The sequence below is a fragment of the Bacillus alveayuensis genome, assembly GCA_030812955.1.
Lineage (GTDB): Bacteria > Bacillota > Bacilli > Bacillales > Aeribacillaceae > Bacillus_CB > Bacillus_CB alveayuensis.
The window spans coordinates 1-21,387 of the sequence record JAUSTR010000026.1 but is presented as its reverse complement, the minus strand read 5'-3'; the positions used below and the strand labels follow the sequence as shown (position 1 = coordinate 21,387).

The window sequence follows — 21,387 nt, the reverse complement described above, 5'->3', positions numbered from 1 at the left end:
CGCAAATGTCGGAATTTATGCACAAATTGGGGGATATGACGCCAAATGGAGCCGGCATGACAGCTTATTTAAAAATTTTGCAAGGCTATGATCTGCCGCAATTTATTTGGCCTGTCATATACTTATGTCTTTTCGGTTTTGTTATGTTCGTATTGGGCTTGCTAGTTTTCCCAAAAAGGGGTGAAATGGCGTGATCGGAGTTTTGACAGCAAAATTGCGTCTTTTTATCCGCAAACCATGGCTGTTTTTCATGATGTCGGCTCTATCTGTTGTATTTGCTTTTCTCATCAGCGGTGCAAACGAACGGGAAATCGTCGTTCCAGTATATAGCGAATTGCCTGAAAGTGAAATAGAGGAAATGATTCACTCTCTTGAACAATATAATTTGTTTTCATTTAAAAGGATGGAAAAAGAAGAGGTTGAAAAGCTTGTAAGTGAAGGGAAGGCAGAAGCAGGTGTGGAGCTTAAAAAGGACGATTTCCGCATCATTGTTGCTTCAAAAACGGCAAATAGTAATCTAATACAGCAAACGGTTCAAAAAGTTTACGCAAAAGCATTACAATCCAAGTCGATCATCGATCAGGTGAAGGAAAAACAAGGAGAATCAAGCGCAAAGCAAGTGGAAAAATCGCTTGCGGAAGCGAAAAACGATCCGGTGTTTACCATAGAGACAAAACATTTCCGTGCGGATGAAACTGTTATCATCAACAGCAAAATGCAATCGATTTTCGGCAGTGTCTTATTTTTTGTCATTTATACGATTGCGTACAACGTTTTCAATATATTAATGGAGAAGCGAAACGGCATTTGGGATCGAATGATTTTGTCGCCGGTCAAAAAATGGGAGATGTATGCCGGAAATTTAATTTACAGTTTTGCAACCGGCTATATTCAGGTGGCGCTCATTTTTGCAGTCTTTCACTTTGTGTTTGATGTAGATTTCAGCGATAAATTTTGGTTTGTGCTCGTATTGCTCATCCCTTATGTACTGGCAATTGTCGCAATATCAATTTTTATAGTAGGAATTGTCAATAATGAGCAGCAGTTTCATGCGGTGCTTCCGCTTGTTTCTGTCAGCATGGCGATGCTTGGAGGAGCTTATTGGCCGCTGGAAATTGTTTCTTCGGATGCACTTCTCTTGCTTTCAAAATTTGTCCCCGTTACGTATGGAATGGACCTGTTAAAAGGGGCGGTAGTTTACGGCTACTCATTCAGCGATTTGCTCTATCCGATGAGCATCCTATTCTTAATGGCTGTCGTGTTCATGGGGTTAGGCATCAACATTATGGAGCGGAAACTCTTTCGCTAATTCTTTTTCTATTCCCCATTCAAAGTTAGGCATCAACATTATGGAGCGGAAACGGGCTTAAGCGGTCAGCTTCCATTTGTAAATTATATGGAGTCCCGCCTTAATCGTTGGCGGGAGCATGATTTTGCATTTGCCGGCTGACAAGCTTTTGATACAACGGATGGGACTGCAAAAGTTCATCATGTGTTCCCTGACCGGTAATTTTACCCTTTTCGAGGATGATGATTAAATCTGCATTAATAATCGTTGAAAGTCGATGGGCGATGACAAATGTTGTACGATTTTTCATAAGATGAAGGAGAGCGTTTTGCACTTTTTGCTCGGAGTTGCTGTCTAAATTGGATGTAGCTTCATCCAGCAGCAGAATTTTTGGATTTCTCAACAGTGCCCTCGCGATGGCAATGCGCTGACGCTGTCCTCCGGATAGTTTGATTCCTCGTTCACCCACTTCTGTGTCATAGCCGTCTTGCATTTGTTCGATAAATTCATCTGCATTGGCCAATTGCGCTGCTTTTCTCACTTCTTCTTCGCTTACTGTACGATTTAGCCCGTAGCAAATATTTTCACGAATCGTGCCAGACATAATCGGGCTTTCTTGGGAAACGTAACCGATCTGTTGGCGCCACTCAAAAAGCGGAAATTCGCGAATGTCGGTATTCCCTAATTTTATTGCCCCGTTTGTTGGCTGATAGAACCGTTCAATGAGGGAAAAAATAGTTGTTTTCCCAGCACCGCTTGGTCCGACGATCGCGACGGTTTGGCCGGGCTTCACTTCAAAATGAATGTTTTGCAAAATCGTTTTTCCTTTTTCATAAGCAAACGATATGTTTTGAAACACGATCGGTTTATGAACATCAATGCTTGTGTTTCCATTATTATATTCTGTTTCTGTATCCAAAAGCTGATGAATTCGTTCTGTCGCACCCATTGCCTTTTGGAAAGCTGTAAAGAATCCTGCCATTTGGCTAAACGGTACAATAATTTGCACCATATATATAATGATGGCAACGAGCGAACCGGCAGATAATTCTCCTGCGGCAACACGAATTCCTCCATAGCCGATAATGACGACTAACACCGCCATAATAATTGTAGCCATTAAAGGTGACACAATCGCTTGGATTTTTGCTTCCTTCAAGCCGAATCGGAACAACTGCTGAATTTTTTTGTTTCCGTTTTCCTTTTCGACAGGCTCGGCAATGTTTGATTTTACCAGCCGGATATCGCTCAGCACGCGGCCTAGATTGCCGCTGAAAGTGGCCATTTCGTCTTGGGTTTGCATGGAAATTTTATAGATTTTCTGTCCAAGTGGAAGAACCAATATGATTGCAAGCGGTACAAAAATAAACAGAATGAGCGTCATTTTCCAATCAATGATAATTAAAATAGCGACAGCCCCTAAGACCGTAACAATTCCTGAAACGAAATTAGCAAAATGCTCGGTCACGAGCGACTTTACTGTATAAGTGTCCTGTGTTATGCGGCTCATCAATTCCCCAGATTCATGGCGGTCAAAATATGGAATCGGCAAATACAGCACATGGTTCCAAAGTTTGGAACGGATTTTTGCCACAATGTATTCGCCAATATAAGACATAAGATAATACGAGAAGCCTGATGTGGCCGACTGAAAAATAAAAACTGCAATCAATAAAAAGATTAAATGAAAATCAATGTTTGAAGTTGAAAAACGATCAATTAAATCCCGCGTAAAGATCGGAACGACTAATCCTGTAGCTGCTTCCAAAAGACTTAATGCGATTGCCGCAACAAAAAGCCAGAAAGGAGGGTTAGTCATTTTTATCAACTTTTTAAAATTTAGCCATGAAGTTTGATCTTTTTCAAAATTCTCCACAATGGATCACTCCTTTACGTTCGCCATTTTGAATCAGGATGCTGTATGATTTCTTTCCCTCTTAGTCTCATCTTATAACCTTACGTAACGTTAGAATCAATATATTATTGTAAAAAATGTGAGTAAAATGTTTGTGGGAGAAATCTTAGAAGTTCCCCGATGAAAGGGTTAGGAACACATGTTTGTAATCCCTCTCATCGGGGCCACCTAGCGAAGCGCGGTAGGCTCCCAAGCAGGAAACATGAAAAAAGGTCTCTCACCCTGGTAAGATGATTATTGCCACACCAAGACTTTGTGGGAACTTGGGCGTGACAGGTATTTTTCCTAGGTATAAGGGATTCATGGCAAGAGTAAAATAGCTATCACCCGAAACTGGGAGATCATTGCGCCAAACCGAGAGATTTTCCGCTCAAACCGAGAGATTTTCCACCCAAACCGAGAGATTTTCCGCCCAAACAGAGGGATTACTGCCGAAACCGAGAAAATATTTACCCAAACCGAAAGATTACGACACGAAAACGTGAGAATATTACACAAAATCGAGAAAATATTACGTGAAGAGTCTCTTATTGATACTATGGTTTTTTGTAAGTGGGGGGTTTTATCATCGTCTTTAACGCCAAAACGCTAATTTTACACTTATACAACGCTAGTGGTGCAGACCCGATAAACTTTATGAACAAAATATGCATAAAAAACAAAATGCAACTATTTTTCAGAATATTCACTCTATGAAGTTTAGGGTTTATCATGAAAGCGTTATCAAAACAAAAAGGGGGTTTTTGAATGGTTAAGTTTACTATGAGGTTAATAGCTTTATTCTTTGTTTTCATGTTAGCAGCTTGTGGGGGAAATAGTGAGACAACATCATCCACTAATGGAAGCAGCGAAGATTTCCAACCTAAAAAGCCAATTGAAGTAATTGCTCCTGCAGGTCCTGGAGGTGGATGGGACACGACAGCACGTACAGTGGCAAAAGTACTGGAAGAAGAGAAGATTATTAATCAACGAATGGCTGTAGTTAATAAACCAGGTGGCGGTGGAGCAGTCGGTTGGGCATATGTACATGGTAAAAAAGGTGACAATCACACGATGTTTGTAACATCTCCACCAATTTTATTTGTTCCTCTAAATGGACAATCCGACTTAGATCATAATGATTTCACTCCGATTGCAGGTGTTATTGCTGATTATGCAGCATTTATTGTAAGTGCAGACTCTCAATTTAACTCGATGAATGATTTAGTTGAAGCATTAAAGAAAGATCCGAAATCTGTCTCGGTTGTAGGCGATTCAGCACCTGGAAGTATGGACCATTTAGTGTTCGTTAAGGCAGTTAAAGCGGCAGGTGTTGATGTTACTCAATTAAAATATGTATCTGCACAAGATGGGAACGGAATGAGCATGTTGCTTGGAGGAAAAGTTGATGTTTACTCAACTGGACTAGCTGAAGCAACAGAACAAGCCAGAGCTGGAAAAGTAAAGGTTTTAGCGATTACAGCTCCGGAACGACTTGACGGTGAAACTGTTTCTGAATTCCCAACTCTAAAAGAACAAGGAATTGATGATGAGTTTATCGTATGGCGTGGTTTTATGGGGCCACCGGAAATGGATGAAGCTGCCGTGAAATATTATGAAAATGCCATTCAAAAAATGATGGAGACAGAAACATGGCAAGAACAACGTGATAACTTTGGTTGGACTGACAACTTCATGTCAAGTGAAGAATTTAAAGCTCATCTCGATAACGAATACAACACCATGAAAGCGCTCATGGAAGAAATTGGATTAGTCAAATAGCATGGGGCCCGTCTATGTTTAAAGCATTACCATAATGGGGCCTGTCCCCTTCTCATTCTCTTTAACGCACTACTGTAGTGAGGGACAGACCCCTTAACAAAAAGAAAGAGGTGATATTCATGATCCTACATTCGCTTAACCGAAAGATTGCAGTTGTTTTATTTATCTTTGCAGCTGGCTATTTGTTTTTGAGTTTTCAGTTGCCTGAATTTCCATATGCGATTGTTGATTCGGATGTTCTTCCAAAAGGTTTAGGCTTTCTTTTGCTGTTTTTATCGATTTCTTTATTCTTTGAAAAAAGTGTTGAGACCGAATTCCAAAAAGAAAAGCGTAATATCAAAAGAGAAGATTTCATTTTACTTCTTTCCGTTTTAGGAATGATTTTACTATATATTTTATTTCTTGAAGTGATTGGGTTTGTCTTAACGACTATTGCTTTTTTACTGGTTATGACAAGAAGATTAGGATATTGTAACTGGAAAGTAAATTTTCTCGTTTCTATATTGTTTTCTCTTACTATTTATTTTTCCTTTAACTATTTGCTTAACATCTATTTGCCACAAGGCATTTTACCTTTCTAAGGAGGAGACAACATGGACTACTTTGACAGTCTCATATACGGGTTTCAAGTTGCATTGTCTTGGGAAAATATTGTTTTTGCGTTTATAGGAGTATTGGCTGGTACGATTATTGGCATGCTACCGGGACTTGGACCAATCAGCGCAATTGCTATCATGATTCCTCTTAGCTACGGCATGAATCCTGCTTCAGCGTTAATTTTAATGGCAGGTGTCTATTATGGTGCTGTATTTGGTGGTTCAACTTCTTCGATTCTACTAAATGCACCTGGAATTTCTGGAACAGTAGCAACAGCATTTGATGGGTATCCTTTAGCAAAGCAAGGAAAGGCAGGAAAAGCTTTGGCGATTGCCGCCATTGCCTCTTTTTGTGGAGGGACGGTTAGTGTCGTTCTCTTAATGCTTGTTGCTCCATTAATGGCTGATTTTGCCATTACTTTTGGACCGACAGAATATTTTGCCCTTATGCTTTTAGGATTAACTGCCATTGCAAGCTTGTCAGACGGTTCTACTATAAAAGCACTTATTTCTGCAACCATTGGCTTAATCGTTGCAACAATCGGAATGGATCAGCAAACCGGAACACTTCGTTTTACGTTTGGATCACCTAATTTAATGGAAGGAATTGACTTTTTGATTATTGCTCTTGGTTTATTTGCATTAGCTGAGGTAGGCTCATTAATTTTATCTAGAAATAAGCAAAGCTTTGGAAAAGATGCCAAAGTAGGTTCGTTAAAAATATCTAAAAAAGAAGCGAAAGAAATTACTGGACCGATTACTCGCCACTCCATTCTTGGCTTTATTCTTGGTGTCCTTCCTGGTGCAGGTGCGACGATTGCATCCTTTATGTCCTATTTGACTGAGAAAAGAATCGCAAAAGATTCTTCTACTTTTGGAAAAGGAAACATAAAAGGGTTAGCTGCTCCAGAGGCATCCAATAATGCAGCAACAAGCGGAGCATTTGTTCCATTATTAACGCTTGGTATCCCTGGGTCCGGAACAACAGCTGTTTTATTAGGTGCTTTATTAGTTGTTGGTGTACAGCCAGGTCCATTAATGCTCCAAGACCATCCAGATGTTTTCTGGGGTGTTATTGCGAGTATGTATATTGGAAATATCTTTTTATTAATTTTAAATTTACCACTTATTCCGTATATCTCCCGTATATTATATATTCCTAAACCAATGCTCATTTCACTCATTATTGTGTTTTGCTTAATCGGTGTATATGCTGTAAGCTTTAATACATTTGATCTGTATTTGCTTGTTGCTTTTGGCGTGCTGGGATATTTAATGAGAATGTTTTCGTTTCCGGCACCACCTTTTATTCTTGCTTTTATATTAGGTGGAATGATGGAGCAGTCTTTTCGACAAGCCCTTACGATTTCAAACGGAAGCTATTTGATTTTTACTCAAAGTAGTATCACCATTACATTAGTGATTATTGCATTTCTCTCACTAGTCATTCCGTTCATTCGAAAACATATCAATAAAAAAACAAATACAAAGAACCAATCACAAGAAAAGGTGATGTGAAAATGGATGAAATTCGTATTCTTTCACCACAAGGTATGCTTGGTTATGGATATCCATTGGAATCGTTGGAGTATGGACTATCCCAAAATCCACATGCCATTTGTGTCGATGCTGGCTCAACAGATGGTGGTCCACATCGACTTGGAAAAGGAGTAGGTGGGGTAAGCCGCTATGCGACTAAAAAAGATTTAAAACCACTTGTACTTGGAGCTAAAAATCAGAACATCCCCCTTCTCATTGGATCTAGCGGAGGTTCAGGGGCAAACTGTCGGGTAAAATGGACGGTTGATATTTTAAAAGAAATCGCTCAGGAAGAACATTTACAACTCTCTATCGCCGTCATTTATGCAGATATCGACAAAAAGTGGCTACTGACAAAGTATGAACAAGGGAAAGTGAAAGCTGTAGGATCCGCTCCTCCTTTAACAAAAAAGTCGATTTTAGAATCTATAGCTTTAGTTGGACAAATGGGCGTTGAACCATACTTAGAAGCACTAAAAGAAAAAGTCGACATTATTGTAGGAGGCAGAACGTATGACCCCGTTATGACCGCGGCTATCCCCCTTTTCAATGGAATGAATCTAGGACTTAGTTTGCATATGGGGAAAATTCTAGAATGCGGGGCACTTGCCGCAACACCGAGCACAGCAAAAGACGGCATGATGGGAATCATTCGTCATGATCATTTTCTTGTTCGACCGTTACATCCAAACCGAAAAAGCACCATTCAATCTGTCGCAGCCCACACACTTTATGAAAAATCACATCCTTACCTATTGCCAGGGCCAGGCGGGACCCTTGATTTATCACAATGTCAGTTTAATCAAGAAGATACACGTACTGTTCGAGTCACAGGTAGTAAATTTATTCCATCTTCCAAGTATGAAATTAAAATAGAAGGAGTTCGACCTGTAGGTTTTCGAACCGTACTTATAGCAGGTGTACGTGACCCGTATTTTATCCAACAATTCCATTTAATTATTGAAAAAGTTAAACAAGAAACCGCTGATTATTTTCCGGAACTTAAGTCAAATGAAGCTAAACTCCATTTTATATGTTATGGTTTTGATGGCGTTATGGGGCAATTAGAGACCGTATCAGCTAACCCGCACGAAGTCGGAATTGTCGTAGAAGTCGTGGCTTCTACACAAGAGTTATCAGATCGTATTTGTGCCTACGTGAGATCAGTTTTAATGCATATAGATTATGATGGCAGAGTCTCAACAGCTGGAAATCTGGCCCTTCCGTTTGCGCCTCCTGAACTTTCTCAAGGACAAGTATTTGAGTTTTCCGTCTATCATACCGTTCAAGTTGATGACCCACTTGAGCTTTTTCCGATTAAACGGATGACAATAGGAGGATAAGAGAATGAAAGAGTTAAAAGATCTGGCTCGTGTGATTAGAAGTAAAAATGCAGGGCCATTTGAATTAACCTTTGACATTATGTTTGAGGACTTAACCACTTATGAACGTGTCAAAGCTTCAAACATCCTGACAAAGGAAACAATAGCAAATCTTTATAAAATCGACCCGAAAAATATTATTGAGCTCGTTTATTTTGACCAAGCTTATGCTATCAAGTTTACAATTAGACGAAACAGTTCTTCAGGTTCACCAGGAGAACGCGATACTTACGGGGCTCAACAGCACGTTCCACTTCTAAACCTTATGATTCCATAGTCTGTAAAACGATGTAAGTTCGTTCAGGTCTACCCACTTTTCCATATGAGAGGTCGGCTTTGACCTCTCCTGTTGAAACGAGATACTCTAAATAACGGCGAGCCGTTGTTCGACTGATTCCTATGTATTGTCCGAATTCTTCAGCTGTAATACCATCTGAAAATCTCAACAATTCTTTTTTAACTTTTTTTAATGTTAATGGATCAATCCCCTTCGGAACAAGTTGCTCAGTTACTTGATTTTCCGTTACTCGATGGAGTAATCGATCCACTTCATGCTGGCTTACTTTTCCCATGGTTTGTAGCTTTTTACGATAGTCACGATATTTAATTAACGTTTTTTCGAGACGCTTAAACATAATAGGCTTAATTAAAAAGTCAAAGACACCCCCACGTATGGCGGCTTGTACTCGTTCTATTTCTTTTGCTGCTGTTATTAAAATGACATCTATATGACGGTAATGCTGCCTAATATACCATAAAAAGTCAATCCCATCTCCATCCGGAAAGTATATATCTAGCAAAACAAGATCAGGTTCTAGTATATCAATTACTTCTTTTGCTTCCTCAATCGATGCAGCGATTCCACATACTTCAAATCCCTCTACTTTTTCCGTAAAATGGCGGTTAATTTCTAGATTTTTTAGTTCGTCCTCGACAATAAGAACTTGTACATTACTCATGTACCTTCCCCCTTTTTGGAATGATGACAGTAAAAATAGCCCCTCCAAGCTCCTTGTTTTCAACGGTCATGTAACCATCTAAATATTGGACAGCTTGGTGTGCTAAAAAGAGGCCCATTCCTCTTCCTTCTCCCTTTTTTGTGCTTACCCCTTTTTGAAAAATATAATCTATTAGTTCTTCCGAGATACCGCTACCGTTGTCTTCTACTTCAAAAATTAAATCATTTCCTATATCCGTCATAAACAATTGAACCCTTTTTTCTTTATGATTTGTATCTAAGACCGCTTCAAATGCATTTTCTAGTAAATTACCAAGAATCGTAACTAGCTTCTCTCGGTTAATATGATTTGGGACATCTTTCATACTGCTTTCTTCGTCAATGTGAAAGTTAATTTTTAACTCTTGTGCTCGATTTAATTTTCCTAACAGAATGGCAGCAATCATTGTATCGGGAACCGCTCTCATTAACTGTTTCACAACAGTTTGATATTCTGCTGTTTCTTTATGTATAAATTCAAGTGCTTCACGATAAGAGCCAAGTTGAATTAGCCCTGAAATGGTGTTTAATTTATTGGAATATTCATGAGTTTGTGCACGCAATGCTTCAGCATAACGATGAACTTGGGTTAATTCTTTTGTTAATTGGTCAATCTCTGTTTTTTTGCGAAAGCTTGAAACAACACCAATCAAATCATCACTTTGAAAAATTGGAACGCGGTTGACAATCAATTCATGGTTTCCTATCTTGATCTGTTCATCTACATGACTTTCTTTTGTCTGAAGAACATCCAACATACGTGAATTTGGAATTATTTCCTGAATAGGTTTTCCAATAACCTTTTTATCACGAGTAATACCGAGAATATCATATGCTTGTTGATTTACCATTGTAACATTTCCTTTGTTATTGATTGCGATTATTCCTTCTCGGACCGATTCCAAGATTACATGTTTTTCTACAAAAAGACGTGCTATCTCATGAGGTTCAAGTCCAAATATCGCTTTTTTCACTCCTTTGGCTATGTAAAAGGAACCAATGGTACCGATGACAAGAACAAAAACAACAAGAAGCATGATTTTTAATTGATATTGCCATACAATGGATTCAATGTCTTCTATTAAAAAACCAACCGAAACGATACCAATTACTTTTCCATTATCGTCTAAAATAGGTGCTTTCCCTCTTAATGAAGGTCCAAGTGTGCCAACAGCTTTTGATACATAGGTTTCACCATTTAGTAGAGCACGATTGTTATCTCCTCCCACCATCTTTTTCCCAATTCTCTCTGGAATTGGATGGGAATAACGAATGCTATCCTTATTTCCGATAACGACAAACTCGGCACCTGTTGTTTTTCGTATATCTTCTGCTATTGGTTGAATGATATAAGAAGGATCTGTTTCATGAAAGGCAGCACGAATGGTTGGCATTTTTGCAACCGTTGTAGCAACATGCAAAGCTCTTCTTCCTGTTTGATTCTCTAGCGTCTCTGAGATCATATGCGTAAAATAAAGTCCTATAATTGTAAGTATTAAAAGTAATAGCAAACAGATAAACAGGGCGATTTTCGTATGAAGTTTGATCGTTTTCATGATGATCTCCCACATAAAAGTTCTTTTTATTCATTATAATTAATAGTTTTATATTTTTAAATATTTTGATAATTACAAAGACCTGGATTGTGGTTTCATCTGCATGCAAAATCGGCTGTTTCAACAGCATTTGATACATGTGATGATACAGCATAGAAAGCCACTTTTCCGCACTATACAGGACCCAGTTCGCTATCGTTCGGGCGGTGACAGGCACCAAACCCAATCACACCCTTATTTCAATTTTTCAATCTCTTCAATCGGCAGTTCGGTTAATTCGTGAATCGTTTGGATGTCGTACCCTTTTACCAACATCTTTTTCGCAATTTGTCGCTTTTCTTGTTGTAATCCTTTTTTTACACCCTCTTTTAATCCTTTTTGCTCATACGAAATTAACAATTCGAGCACAAGTCGGCAAGCGATTCGCTTGCTGACTCCGGCAGAAAAGCTAGAAATAGAGCCATCTCAACTGGTTATTATTGGTTAATCAACACGCCTGATATACATATAATATTCAGTTATTTATACAAATAAATAAATCTGCCACCCTCCGCAACGAGGGTGACTTACCTTACCTTCCCTTTCGCCGATGCCATTTCCATGCGCTTGCGATAATCTCCTCAAGCGAATATTCCGCTTTCCAGCCGAGTTCTTGGTAAATTTTTTGCGATGACGCGACAAGTTGCGCTGGGTCGCCTGGACGGCGGTCCGTGTATTCAATGACGGCTTTACGTCCCGTGACTTTTTCTCATGTTTCAATCACTTCTTTGACGGAATAGCCTAAGCCGTTGCCGAGGTTATCAATATCCATGGCAATGACCAAGCCACCCCCCTAATGTTAAATCTTTGACAAACTTCGAAGCACGGCAGGTATTATCCCATAACAGGGGCTAATTCATCCAATGTTGCACCTTGGAAAGAAGGAATCTTGCACTCAAAGGCTACTTTCAGCCACCAATGAGGTGTTGATTTTTCATTTATATACACAACACGAACAGAAGGGTTCACTCCATTTTCTAACAAGGAAAAGATGGCCTTACTATAAAAAGCTGGAACATATCCAAGCTTCTTCCCTCCATGAGTATAGATAGCAACAGCATGAGGATCATGAGTGTTTGTCGGTTCTTGTACTAATTTCAACGTTTCGTTAATGGCTAGCCATGTTGCCCAATTTTGAGGAAGATTTTGATGGCGCATGCCATGAACAAAAAAGCTGACGCGCAGCTTGCCATCGTTTTCAAGACGCAGCGGTTGCTCAAAAGAATAAGTGTCGCTGGCTAACCGCCCACGTGTTTGTTGAAGCAAGTCCATCTTAGTGGAATTCTCATCCAAACCTAAATCGGACAAAATGGCTTTAAAATCCGCACGATCTGGTGACGGCAATCGGCGTTCAAACGCCGGAAACAGCTCCTTTGATCGATATATTTTAGTTGGGTCTGGGAAAGCTGGATGCAACATATACCCGTTATTCAATGCATCTTTCAGTTTTCCGTGACCAGAGGCATTATAGGTGTAAGTGAACTCATAATAGCCGTCATAATAGGAAAGAGTGCCTATATGATAAAAAGAACGGCTTTTTGGATTTTGCCAAACCACTAAAAGTGTACGAACTTTTTTCATGTTACCCATCCCCCCTTCCAATCCACTCCAATATTTTCTTTCTTCGAAAAGGCACTATACTCAATAACCAGTCTTTTTGTGCCTCGCTCAAAATATTATCTAGTGATTGAATAAAATCAGAATACCTTATTAAATCAAATTCAATTAACTTTTGGATACTTTGATGAAACTCATCTGTAAAGTTTCTACTAATATATGTTAACAAGTCTTTAGCTTTGACTTTTTTCTTTTCAAATATACCCGCCTTAACCTTTGTTTTCTCGGTATATTTGTTCATTTCTTGGGGATTCGAAACCATTTGCATGAGCTTTTCATCATCAGATCGAAAACCTAAGGAAGCACCGTTATCATAAATGGGGGAGAACTTTGCTCCTGTTTCGAGAAATAGTAATTTCCAATTAAATGGGTGCCTATCTTGATTGCCAATAAGAATATCAAACAATTGCATATCTATAAATTCTGATTTTATGGCCTTCCAATATGTAAACTCCCTCATTATTTTGAATCCAGCATCAATAAGTTCCATGCCCTTCAATGAGGATTCTTGGAGCTTCGAATCGCAGACTCGTAGATGGCTTTTTAACATGTTCACCGAGAAGTCTCCCACCTTTAAGCGAAGTGTAGGTGGGAGAGGTTCATTAACGATAAGGCTTGTTCATCGGCAATAATGGTTACATGCTTGTGAGTCTTTAGAATAGTAGCAGGGTTCTGTTCATTGACCTCTTCATTGAAAAATCTTGAAAGAATAATGGCTTTCTTTGTGCCGGAAGCAAGTAAAAGGATTTTTTTACTTTTCATAATGGTTGATATTCCCATCGTAATGGCATGTGTCGGTACTTCATCAACACTTTTAAAAAATCGGGCATTGGCCAACCTTGTTGATTCGGTAAGTGTTACACAATGAGTTTTCGAACTAAAAGGATTTCCCGGTTCGTTGAAACCGATATGACCATTTCGTCCGATTCCTAATAGCTGAAGATCGATTCCCCCAAGCTGGGCAATTAACTGCTCATACTGTTTGCACTCTTCTTCAACTTGGTCGGCTAATCCATTAGGAATAAACGTTTGATTAGCTGGAAGATCAACATGATCAAAAAAATGTGTTTTCATAAAATAGTGGTAACTATTTTTATTAGATGGATGTAATCCCACGTACTCATCTAGATTCACGGTACGAACTTGTTTATATGATGTGCGGTGCCGTTTATGATCATCTACTAACATTTTATAAGTTCCAATGACCGTTCCACCTGTCGCTAAACCTAAAACAGAACCCGGTTTTTGTTTTACTTGATCGATAATGATTTGCGCTGCTTTTTTACTCATATCTTCGTAGTCTTTCGCTATAAGCAACTTCATCGTTCACACTTCCTTTTGCGAATAGGCAAGTTTTCCGTGGCAAAATGTCATCACGACTTCAAGTTGGTCGCTTAAAACAACTAAATCAGCATCTTTTCCTTTTGTGATACTCCCTTTACGATCATAAACGTTTATTTGTTTTGCAGGATTAACCGATGCCATTTGAATAATATCTTGAAGCGTACAACCAGTGTAAGAAATCATGTTTTTCACCGCATCCTTCAGCTGCAAAATACTTCCGGCAAGCGTCCCATCCCGCAAAGTTGCTCGCTCCTCATTCACTTGGACTTCTTGCCCCCCAAGGTCATAAGTTCCTTTACCGAGACATTTCGCTCTCATCGCATCCGTAATTAAAATCAGCCCATCATTTCCTTTGTTTTGATAAGCAAATTTCACCATTTCTGGACGTACATGAATGCCATCTGCAATGATTTCACACTTCACCTCATCATGCATAAGCACTCCTCCAACAACACCCGGCTCACGATGATGAATTCCTCTCATTCCATTAAATAAATGGGTTGCATGGGTAATGCCCGCTTGGATACTAGCGACAACTTCTGTATAAACAGCATCTGAATGACCGATTGAGGCGACAACCCCTGTTTGTTTGAAATAAGCGGTTAATTCCATTCCAGCCTTTCTTTCGGGTGCCAATGTAACAAGTTTTATCGCTCCACCTGAAATGTGCTGCCATTTTTTAAATAACTGCAAGTCAGGTTCGAGAATGTTTCCTGGGTGTTGTGCTCCTGCCCTTTTAGGAGAAATAAATGGACCTTCCAAGTGAACTCCTAACACTTCTGCTTTTCCAGGTTCATTAGCTGTTTCCATGTACTTTCTTACATTGATTAGAGCTTCCTCAATCTGTTGGGTCGTACTTGTCATCGTTGTAGCTAAAAAACTCGTCGTTCCTTCTCGGGGTAAGGCAGCTGCCATTGTGAAAATGGCCTCATTTGTTGCATCCATCGTATCGGCGCCCGCTGCTCCATGAATATGCAAATCGATAAAACCGGGAATGACTGCATAATTGTTATTGCCTTCAATTTTTTCAACTCGTTCTTCCGTAACAGTCAGCCTTTCTTGCGGACCAACGTCGAGAATTTTTCCCCCTTCTATTAATACATATCCATTTTCGAAAACTTGTTCTTCGGCATATATCGTCATATTCGTTAACAAAACCTTGCTCATAAGGATCCCCTGCTTTCAAACTATCATTATATAAACATATAAACGAGCTCCCTTTACCAAATTGTTTTTCTTATGCAAATATTTTTACTAAATGAATTCTCTTTTATAAAAAAGTGGAATTCGCCGCTATGTTAATACCTTCCATGAATCGCGGAGGATTGCTATACGTATTCTTTTAGCATTTCCTCAATTGCATATGCAACACCATGGTCATTGTTCGTTTTTGTTATAAAGTCGCACATTTTTTTCACTTCTTCTTCAGCATTGCCCATCGCCACACTTCTTCCGGCTTTTTTCAGCATAGAAATATCATTGAAGTTATCACCAATCGCCATCACATCTTTCATTGCCACTTCTCTTTCAGCGGCAAACTTTTCGAGCGCAATACCTTTTTGGGCATTCACATGATTGATTTCGAGATTATTACGGCCTGACGAGGTAACATAAAGATTTTCGTCATTAGCAAGCTCAGCTTTTACGTTAGAAAGCTTTTCTTTTTCAAAAGAGAAAGCAAGCACTTTATAAATTTCAATATTAGTAAATTCTAATATTTTGTTAAAGCTTTCAATAAATTTTAAGTATCCTGAGGCGACGTGCTCATAAAAATGCTCTTTAACTTGCGATTCAGCAAAATCAAGATTCTCACTTTGGACAATATCGATTCTCACTTGGAGTGACCTGTCTTCGCTAATCGAATAGATGCCGTGATTTGTGCATACTTCAAAATGTACGTCATGTTTTTTGCATACTTTGTCTATTTTTATAAAAGATTCAGAATCGATTGGCACGCTGGCAAGCTGTTCACCATCATGAGCACGGACATCAGCGCCATTGAGGCATATAATTGGAACATTCACTTTCGCCTTTTTAAGGAGATTGGCAGCAGTATAATACGTGCGTCCTGTTGCAATCACAACTTCTATTCCTTTTGCTTGTGCACGTTTGATAGCTTTTGCATTCTCATAAGTAACCTGCTCAGCGCTGTTCAGCAATGTTCCGTCCATATCGATGGCAATAATTTTCATTACTTGCTCCCTCGCTTTCGTAAAAATCGCCTAATGCCTGTTTGAATGCCATTCTATGTTTGTTTGAACCTACTTACGACAACCGCTGCGATGAATACCGCACTCCATCTTTATGATAGATTTGCGAACATACACGCAGCAGTCTCCATTCACTTTAACTGTGATTGAATGGCATTGCGCAAATGCCCGTTATGCGCGTCGAGCAATTCATAAACTTTTTCGCCTGTTAAACCTGTAATTAAAGACAATACGGCTGCTTTTGTAGACTGATAGGTCTTAAGTGCTTCCTCCGCTTCCGCTTCACTTGCACCTGTTATTTCAACAACGATATTCTTTGCCCGCTGTATAAGCTTTTTATTTGTAGGGACGACATCTACCATCAAGTTGCTGTACACTTTGCCGATGCGAATCATTGAAGCGGTTGTGAGCATATTTAAGACTAGCTTTTGAGCTGTACCGGCTTTCATTCTTGTCGATCCTGTCACGACTTCAGGACCTGTTAGGACGACAATCGCATAATCCGCTTCTTTCTCCATCTCTGAATTTTCCGTACATGTAATCGCCGCAACCGTTGCGCCGACTGATTTCGCATATTTCATGGCAGCCAATGTATAAGGGGTTCTTCCGCTCGCAGCAATGCCAACGACAACATCTTTTTCATTGACGTTAATTTTTTTCATATCCTCTACCGCTAGCTCAATATTATCTTCTGCCCCTTCCATGGCGTATTGCAGTGCTTTTTCACCACCTGCAATCACACCTATCACTTGTTCTGATGGGGTTCCGTATGTCGGCGGGCATTCGGATGCATCAAGCACTCCTAAACGGCCGCTTGTACCGGCTCCGACATAGATTAGTCGTCCGCCATTGTTAAACGCTGCGACAATTCGCTCAACAACATCTGCAATAACTGGCAGTGCTACCTCAACAGCTTGCGGAACAAGCTTGTCTTCTTCGTTAATTTTTTTCACAATGTCCAGACTTGATAATGTATCAATATCCATCGTATTTAGGTTTCTTTTTTCCGTATCAATTTTGTGAAGATCCATTATGTCCTCTTCCTTTCTTGTCCTTGAACCTCGACCTTTCATAAAGCAGCTCTATGTGAGACTGCCTCTCATCGATCTGTTCCCGAAAAATTGTCTTCATTTAATTGTACTTTTTATGTCACGATAAGTTTAAATTTTTGTCCTGGACCGATGCAATGAATAAGCGGAATATCTGCCTCAACAATTCTCCCTAATACGTTGACCCGCTCATCTTTTGGCAAGTTTCGCTTTGTGATTTGAAGTTCGCCTGCATATCGGCCATATTGGATATTGTCGACTGTAACAGAACCAATCGGCCGGTCACTTGTTGATGAAGGTTTCAGCTTTATGCCATTGCTTTTAGCATAATGTCTGGAATCTTGCGACCGAATCACATCTCTTGCCGGGTCGTGACGATTTGTATGAATCCCTGCAATAAGGGTGCGAATCCTTTCGCCATCTTGATTCAACGTAACCCTTAGAGGAATGATTTGCTCAGATAGAAGCGACAACAGCGATAACGTGTCTTTCTTTACGGAAACATCGCCGATGAACACTTTATCGACATGATATTTAACTAAAAGCTCTGCACACGCTATATGCGGCTTCATACCGCGGTGTTTCTCCAACGTTGGGAGCCCCGCATAAATCGGTCCCCGCAGCTCATTGTCCCCGGGTATAAATGCCATTGTCACAATCCCGTATTTTTTAAACATCTGATTTCGTTCAGCAAGAAAATAATCATCAAGCCCTGTTTCAGGACGTGGGTAAAAATTGTGCCAAGCCTCTACGTTTTCAATGTTTAACCCTAATTGAATCCACCGCTGAATGGTTGCTTCATTTACCGTACTGGCATTTAACCCAACCTTCATTTGCTTAGATAACTCCACGACTTCCTCGTCTGTATATCCATAATCTATACGGATGCCGGTTACCCCCCAATCGAGCAGCTCCTTTGGCTCGTTAATACCCAAATAGGAAAACGATTTTGGCGACACATCTGCAAATAATTGCATTTCATATTTTTGGGCAAGCAGGCCTAATCGCTTTAATCGTTCCGTATATATCGATGGATGATCCTCAGGAATATGAAGGGAGGTAAAAATGGAATGAAATTTATATTTTTTTGTCTCGGAGATCCACCGTTCCATGTCAAAGTCTTGATTTCCTAAATAAACTGATATGCCGAGCATTTTTTCACCTTCTCTTTAAAATTAGAAGAAGCTGTCCCATAAGGGGATGACCTCACGCGCATTTCACAATACATAGTTTATTTATCAAATGTGATGTCCTATATATTGTGTTGCGGAGTCTGATCCTTTGCTTTTTGAGACAGCTTTCGTTTTTCAAATGTGCTTGCTTAAACGTTTGTCATAACATTCGTTTCTGTGTTTTTTCCGATTTCCTTTGTCATTTCTTCATTAAATCCGAAAAGATAGGTGAAAATAAATCCGGATACATAGGCAATGAATAAACCAATGAGATAATAAACGATCTGATGAACATTTACTAAAAATGTCAATGGCAAACCAGAAACACCAATGGCAATCGTTGCAACATTAAAATACGCCTGGAATGCACCGCCAACCGCCGCACCTAGGCAGGCTGTAATGAAAGGTCTTCCTAAAGGCAAGGTGACACCGAAAATGAGCGGTTCTCCGATTCCTAAAATCCCGACAGGAAGTCCGCCTTTAATGACTTTGCGAAGCTGCGCGTTTTTTGTTTTGAAATAGATGGCAAATGCCGCACCTACTTGACCAGCTCCTCCCATTGCCAAAATCGGCAATAACGGGTCATCACCGATGGAGTTGATCAGTTCCATATGGACTGGCGTTAAACCTTGGTGGAGTCCTGTTACGACGAGAGGCAAAAATGTTCCAGCAAGAATAATTCCCGATAAAACACCGCCAGCATCAATTAAGCCTAATAATCCTTTTGTAATAAGATCGGAAATCCAGCCGCCGACAGGCTGAAGAACGATTAATGTCGCAATACCTGTAATGAGAACTGAAATGGTAGGCGTAATGATAATATCAACAGCGGCTGGAACGAAACGACGAACTCTCTTCTCAATCCACGCCATAAAAATTGCTGCCAGCATGACGCCCACAAGACCGCCGCGTCCAGGTACAAGCTTTTCACCAAAAAGCGTGATGTTTGCAAGTGCAGGGTTAATAATTAAAATTCCGGCAATCCCTCCAAGAGCAGGAGTCCCACCAAACTCTTTTGCCGCATTAATTCCAACAAAAATTCCAAGATAACTGAACAGTCCCCAACCGATAAAGTTTAAAATCGATATAACCGTCGATTCCGGGTCAGCACCTGCCCTGATAATGACATTTGTAATCCCGGCAATTAAACCGGATGCGACAATCGCAGGAATGAGCGGAATGAAAATGCTGGCTATTTTCCTTAGAAAAAGCTTAAACGGTGTTGCGTTCTTCTTTTTCAAATCGGCTTTCGTTTGTTCAGCAAGATTCGTCAAATCATTGACATCCAAGCCTTCAATATCGACCCCGCTTAATTTTGAAACTTCTTCCGCTACTCTTGTCACAATTCCCGGCCCTAAAATAATCTGCAGCGTTTCTTGTTCGACAACGCCTAGAACACCGTCAATCTTTTTCAGTCCATCGATATCAACTTTGCTCTCGTCAACCGGCGTGATTCTTAATCTTGTCATACAATGTGTCAAGCTTTTGATGTTCTGATAACCGCCCAGCTTTTCGACAATTTCATTTGCTAAACGTGCATTCTTCCCCATCGTTTCGTTCTCCCCCTTGTTATCGCTAAGATATTGAATCAGAAAACGTTTTCACCGCATGATATAAAAAATCATAATTAGAACTGTTGAAAGAGGCATTACTCCCCATAATTCCGTTTTGACATTTTTACTGCTTCTCTTGTTCTTTCTAAAGCGGCAATACTTTCATCATAATTTTGGCTCATGATGCCAACGTAGAGGATATCGATAACATTGAGCTGAGAAATTCGCGAACTCATCGCTCCGCTGCGAATGCTTTTTTCTAATGAGCTTGTATATAACGAAATATCAGCAAGATCGGAAACGGGGTTGGACCCGAATTTTGTTAAAGAAATAATCGTCGCTCCGTTTTCCTTCGCCAATGTTAAAGAACGAATAATATCTTCTGTTTGACCCGAGTAAGAAATCCCAAAGGCAACGTCATCCTCTGTCAGGTTGGCACTGATCATTCCTTGTGTATCATAATCAAATCCTGTTTCGCACCAACGGTTAATTCTTGTCAATTTTTGCTTAAAGTCTTGCGCGATAATCGCCGAAGCACCAATTCCGTAAACCGCAATCTTGTGCGCCTTACTTAAAGCATGAATCGCTTTTTCCACTTCATCCTTTGATAAAACCGATAACGTATCCTGAATTGATTGAATATTGTTGTTCGACACGGATGCGATGACCGAATCAACGGAACCGTTTATCGGTACTTCTTGGTAGGCCTGGTTCTGTTCGTTCCGATTGGCAAGGTCTCCGGCAATCCGCAGCTTCAGTTCTTGAAAACCTTTACAATTTAATGTCCGCGACAAACGAATAATCGTTGCTTCACTGACATTTGTTCGTTGTGACAGCTTTTGAATCGACAGTTTTACAACTTCATCAGGGTGCTTTAAAATATACTCCGCAACTTTCCTTTCAGATGGTTTTAATGAATCAAGCGACTCTTGTATACTAATTAAACCACCTTTCAACGATTCCCCTCCTTTCGCGTTATGGTAGTTATCATTATTTATATTCAGTATATAAAGTTTTATTACATAAATCAATTATTTTTTTTGGAGTTTTATTTCATGAACAAATAACAGTCGTTCCACGCAAACAGTCTAAAGCATTCCGATGTTAGGAAATTGCTCTAAGAAAAGCAAGAAAGCATTACACATAAGCAAGTTGTACAAAAATCCAATACCGTTTCATTACTTGACGTTCGCGAACACGGTATCCATCAAGCTTCAGGGGGAGATGAAGTCCAAAAAGAAGCAAATGTAGATGATGAATGTCCGTCATGAGGTTTTTGAAGGACATAAATAAGATAGAAAGCATAAGAAGTGTCCTTCATTGGATTAATGAAGGACATAATGAAGATAGAAAACATAAGAAAGGTCCT

At 39.8% G+C, this 21,387-nt stretch carries 19 protein-coding genes and 3 pseudogenes; 7 read left to right on the top strand and 15 right to left on the bottom strand.

The window, feature by feature from the left end:
* Together J2S06_RS14785 and J2S06_RS14780 are read left to right on the top strand one after the other, a co-directional pair.
* Window positions 1–194 (top strand): annotated as a pseudogene (locus J2S06_RS14785) (ABC transporter permease); the annotation flags it as partial.
* Window positions 191–1,309 (top strand): ABC transporter permease, encoded by a 1,119-nt coding sequence (locus J2S06_RS14780; protein WP_419152783.1) that lies wholly within the window; start codon window positions 191–193, stop codon window positions 1,307–1,309. The pseudogene J2S06_RS14785 and the gene J2S06_RS14780, both read left to right, overlap by 4 nt.
* A gap of 100 nt (window positions 1,310–1,409) precedes the next feature.
* Here J2S06_RS14780 and J2S06_RS14775 read toward each other — a convergent pair whose 3' ends face one another.
* The gene (locus J2S06_RS14775; RefSeq protein WP_419152787.1) at window positions 1,410–3,107 is read right to left on the bottom strand and encodes an ABC transporter ATP-binding protein; all 1,698 of its coding nucleotides are present in this window, start codon (window positions 3,105–3,107) and stop codon (window positions 1,410–1,412) included.
* Between the two features lie 843 nt (window positions 3,108–3,950).
* Between J2S06_RS14775 and J2S06_RS14770 the strand changes: the two genes are divergently transcribed.
* The 5 genes from J2S06_RS14770 to J2S06_RS14750 all read left to right on the top strand — a co-directional run bounded on the left by J2S06_RS14770 (window position 3,951) and on the right by J2S06_RS14750 (window position 8,758).
* A complete protein-coding gene (locus J2S06_RS14770; protein WP_419152782.1) occupies window positions 3,951–4,964 on the top strand; it encodes a tripartite tricarboxylate transporter substrate binding protein in 1,014 nt (337 codons plus the stop codon).
* A 119-nt stretch (window positions 4,965–5,083) separates the two neighbouring features.
* Complete coding sequence (locus J2S06_RS14765) at window positions 5,084–5,545, top strand: tripartite tricarboxylate transporter TctB family protein (protein WP_419152781.1); 462 nt, start codon at window positions 5,084–5,086, stop codon at window positions 5,543–5,545.
* 12 nt (window positions 5,546–5,557) lie between these two features.
* On the top strand, window positions 5,558–7,078 hold the full coding sequence (locus J2S06_RS14760; protein WP_419152780.1) for a tripartite tricarboxylate transporter permease: 1,521 nt from the start codon (window positions 5,558–5,560) through the stop codon (window positions 7,076–7,078).
* A gap of 2 nt (window positions 7,079–7,080) precedes the next feature.
* Window positions 7,081–8,442 carry an acyclic terpene utilization AtuA family protein gene (locus tag J2S06_RS14755; RefSeq protein WP_419152779.1) on the top strand — a complete coding sequence of 454 codons (1,362 nt, stop codon included), beginning with the start codon at window positions 7,081–7,083 and terminating at the stop codon, window positions 8,440–8,442.
* A gap of 4 nt (window positions 8,443–8,446) precedes the next feature.
* A complete protein-coding gene (locus tag J2S06_RS14750) occupies window positions 8,447–8,758 on the top strand; it encodes a DUF4387 domain-containing protein (RefSeq protein ID WP_419152778.1) in 312 nt (103 codons plus the stop codon).
* Here the strand turns inward: J2S06_RS14750 and J2S06_RS14745 are convergent.
* From J2S06_RS14745 to J2S06_RS14680, 14 genes and pseudogenes are all read right to left on the bottom strand, one after another.
* The gene (locus J2S06_RS14745; RefSeq protein ID WP_419152777.1) at window positions 8,745–9,440 is read right to left on the bottom strand and encodes a response regulator; all 696 of its coding nucleotides are present in this window, start codon (window positions 9,438–9,440) and stop codon (window positions 8,745–8,747) included. The genes J2S06_RS14750 and J2S06_RS14745 overlap by 14 nt on opposite strands.
* On the bottom strand, window positions 9,433–11,034 hold the full coding sequence (locus J2S06_RS14740) for an ATP-binding protein (protein WP_459077057.1): 1,602 nt from the start codon (window positions 11,032–11,034) through the stop codon (window positions 9,433–9,435). Before J2S06_RS14740 ends, J2S06_RS14745 begins: the two co-directional genes overlap by 8 nt.
* Before the next feature lie 88 nt (window positions 11,035–11,122).
* A pseudogene (locus J2S06_RS16145) lies at window positions 11,123–11,251 on the bottom strand (IS66 family transposase); the annotation flags it as partial.
* A 17-nt stretch (window positions 11,252–11,268) separates the two neighbouring features.
* Window positions 11,269–11,442 (bottom strand): transposase, encoded by a 174-nt coding sequence (locus tag J2S06_RS14730; protein WP_419152776.1) that lies wholly within the window; start codon window positions 11,440–11,442, stop codon window positions 11,269–11,271.
* A gap of 163 nt (window positions 11,443–11,605) precedes the next feature.
* A pseudogene (locus J2S06_RS14725) lies at window positions 11,606–11,839 on the bottom strand (GDP-mannose 4,6-dehydratase); the annotation flags it as partial.
* A gap of 68 nt (window positions 11,840–11,907) precedes the next feature.
* Window positions 11,908–12,654: an HIRAN domain-containing protein gene (locus J2S06_RS14720; protein WP_419152775.1), complete on the bottom strand. Its 747-nt coding sequence runs from the start codon at window positions 12,652–12,654 to the stop codon at window positions 11,908–11,910.
* Between the two features lies 1 nt (window position 12,655).
* A complete protein-coding gene (locus J2S06_RS14715) occupies window positions 12,656–13,240 on the bottom strand; it encodes a HipA domain-containing protein (protein WP_419152784.1) in 585 nt (194 codons plus the stop codon).
* 23 nt (window positions 13,241–13,263) lie between these two features.
* The gene (gene nagB, locus J2S06_RS14710) at window positions 13,264–14,013 is read right to left on the bottom strand and encodes a glucosamine-6-phosphate deaminase (protein WP_419152774.1); all 750 of its coding nucleotides are present in this window, start codon (window positions 14,011–14,013) and stop codon (window positions 13,264–13,266) included.
* A gap of 3 nt (window positions 14,014–14,016) precedes the next feature.
* Window positions 14,017–15,201, bottom strand: a complete 1,185-nt coding sequence (gene nagA, locus J2S06_RS14705) for an N-acetylglucosamine-6-phosphate deacetylase (protein WP_419152773.1) — start codon at window positions 15,199–15,201, stop codon at window positions 14,017–14,019.
* Between the two features lie 161 nt (window positions 15,202–15,362).
* Window positions 15,363–16,226, bottom strand: a complete 864-nt coding sequence (locus J2S06_RS14700) for a Cof-type HAD-IIB family hydrolase (RefSeq protein ID WP_419152772.1) — start codon at window positions 16,224–16,226, stop codon at window positions 15,363–15,365.
* A 149-nt stretch (window positions 16,227–16,375) separates the two neighbouring features.
* On the bottom strand, window positions 16,376–17,275 hold the full coding sequence (murQ, locus tag J2S06_RS14695) for an N-acetylmuramic acid 6-phosphate etherase (RefSeq protein WP_419152771.1): 900 nt from the start codon (window positions 17,273–17,275) through the stop codon (window positions 16,376–16,378).
* Between the two features lie 113 nt (window positions 17,276–17,388).
* Window positions 17,389–18,447, bottom strand: a complete 1,059-nt coding sequence (locus J2S06_RS14690; protein ID WP_419152770.1) for a DUF871 domain-containing protein — start codon at window positions 18,445–18,447, stop codon at window positions 17,389–17,391.
* A 167-nt stretch (window positions 18,448–18,614) separates the two neighbouring features.
* The gene (locus tag J2S06_RS14685) at window positions 18,615–20,015 is read right to left on the bottom strand and encodes a PTS transporter subunit EIIC (protein ID WP_419152769.1); all 1,401 of its coding nucleotides are present in this window, start codon (window positions 20,013–20,015) and stop codon (window positions 18,615–18,617) included.
* A gap of 98 nt (window positions 20,016–20,113) precedes the next feature.
* Complete coding sequence (locus J2S06_RS14680) at window positions 20,114–20,974, bottom strand: MurR/RpiR family transcriptional regulator (RefSeq protein WP_419152768.1); 861 nt, start codon at window positions 20,972–20,974, stop codon at window positions 20,114–20,116.
* Window positions 20,975–21,387 lie beyond the last annotated feature (413 nt).

Excerpts from the sequence above, each read along its gene's own strand:
- J2S06_RS14760 (WP_419152780.1), top strand. The coding sequence starts at position 5,558 with ATGGACTACTTTGACAGTCTCATATACGGGTTTCAAGTTGCATTGTCT.
- J2S06_RS14700 (WP_419152772.1), bottom strand. The coding sequence starts at position 16,226 with ATGAAAATTATTGCCATCGATATGGACGGAACATTGCTGAACAGCGCT.
- J2S06_RS14765 (WP_419152781.1), top strand. The coding sequence starts at position 5,084 with ATGATCCTACATTCGCTTAACCGAAAGATTGCAGTTGTTTTATTTATC.
- nagB (WP_419152774.1), bottom strand. The coding sequence starts at position 14,013 with ATGAAGTTGCTTATAGCGAAAGACTACGAAGATATGAGTAAAAAAGCA.
- J2S06_RS14740 (WP_459077057.1), bottom strand. The coding sequence starts at position 11,034 with ATGAAAACGATCAAACTTCATACGAAAATCGCCCTGTTTATCTGTTTG.
- J2S06_RS14720 (WP_419152775.1), bottom strand. The coding sequence starts at position 12,654 with ATGAAAAAAGTTCGTACACTTTTAGTGGTTTGGCAAAATCCAAAAAGC.
- J2S06_RS14750 (WP_419152778.1), top strand. The coding sequence starts at position 8,447 with ATGAAAGAGTTAAAAGATCTGGCTCGTGTGATTAGAAGTAAAAATGCA.
- murQ (WP_419152771.1), bottom strand. The coding sequence starts at position 17,275 with ATGGATCTTCACAAAATTGATACGGAAAAAAGAAACCTAAATACGATG.
- J2S06_RS14685 (WP_419152769.1), bottom strand. The coding sequence starts at position 20,015 with ATGGGGAAGAATGCACGTTTAGCAAATGAAATTGTCGAAAAGCTGGGC.
- nagA (WP_419152773.1), bottom strand. The coding sequence starts at position 15,201 with ATGAGCAAGGTTTTGTTAACGAATATGACGATATATGCCGAAGAACAA.
- J2S06_RS14770 (WP_419152782.1), top strand. The coding sequence starts at position 3,951 with ATGGTTAAGTTTACTATGAGGTTAATAGCTTTATTCTTTGTTTTCATG.
- J2S06_RS14745 (WP_419152777.1), bottom strand. The coding sequence starts at position 9,440 with ATGAGTAATGTACAAGTTCTTATTGTCGAGGACGAACTAAAAAATCTA.
- J2S06_RS14690 (WP_419152770.1), bottom strand. The coding sequence starts at position 18,447 with ATGCTCGGCATATCAGTTTATTTAGGAAATCAAGACTTTGACATGGAA.
- J2S06_RS14715 (WP_419152784.1), bottom strand. The coding sequence starts at position 13,240 with ATGTTAAAAAGCCATCTACGAGTCTGCGATTCGAAGCTCCAAGAATCC.
- J2S06_RS14775 (WP_419152787.1), bottom strand. The coding sequence starts at position 3,107 with ATGACTAACCCTCCTTTCTGGCTTTTTGTTGCGGCAATCGCATTAAGT.
- J2S06_RS14755 (WP_419152779.1), top strand. The coding sequence starts at position 7,081 with ATGGATGAAATTCGTATTCTTTCACCACAAGGTATGCTTGGTTATGGA.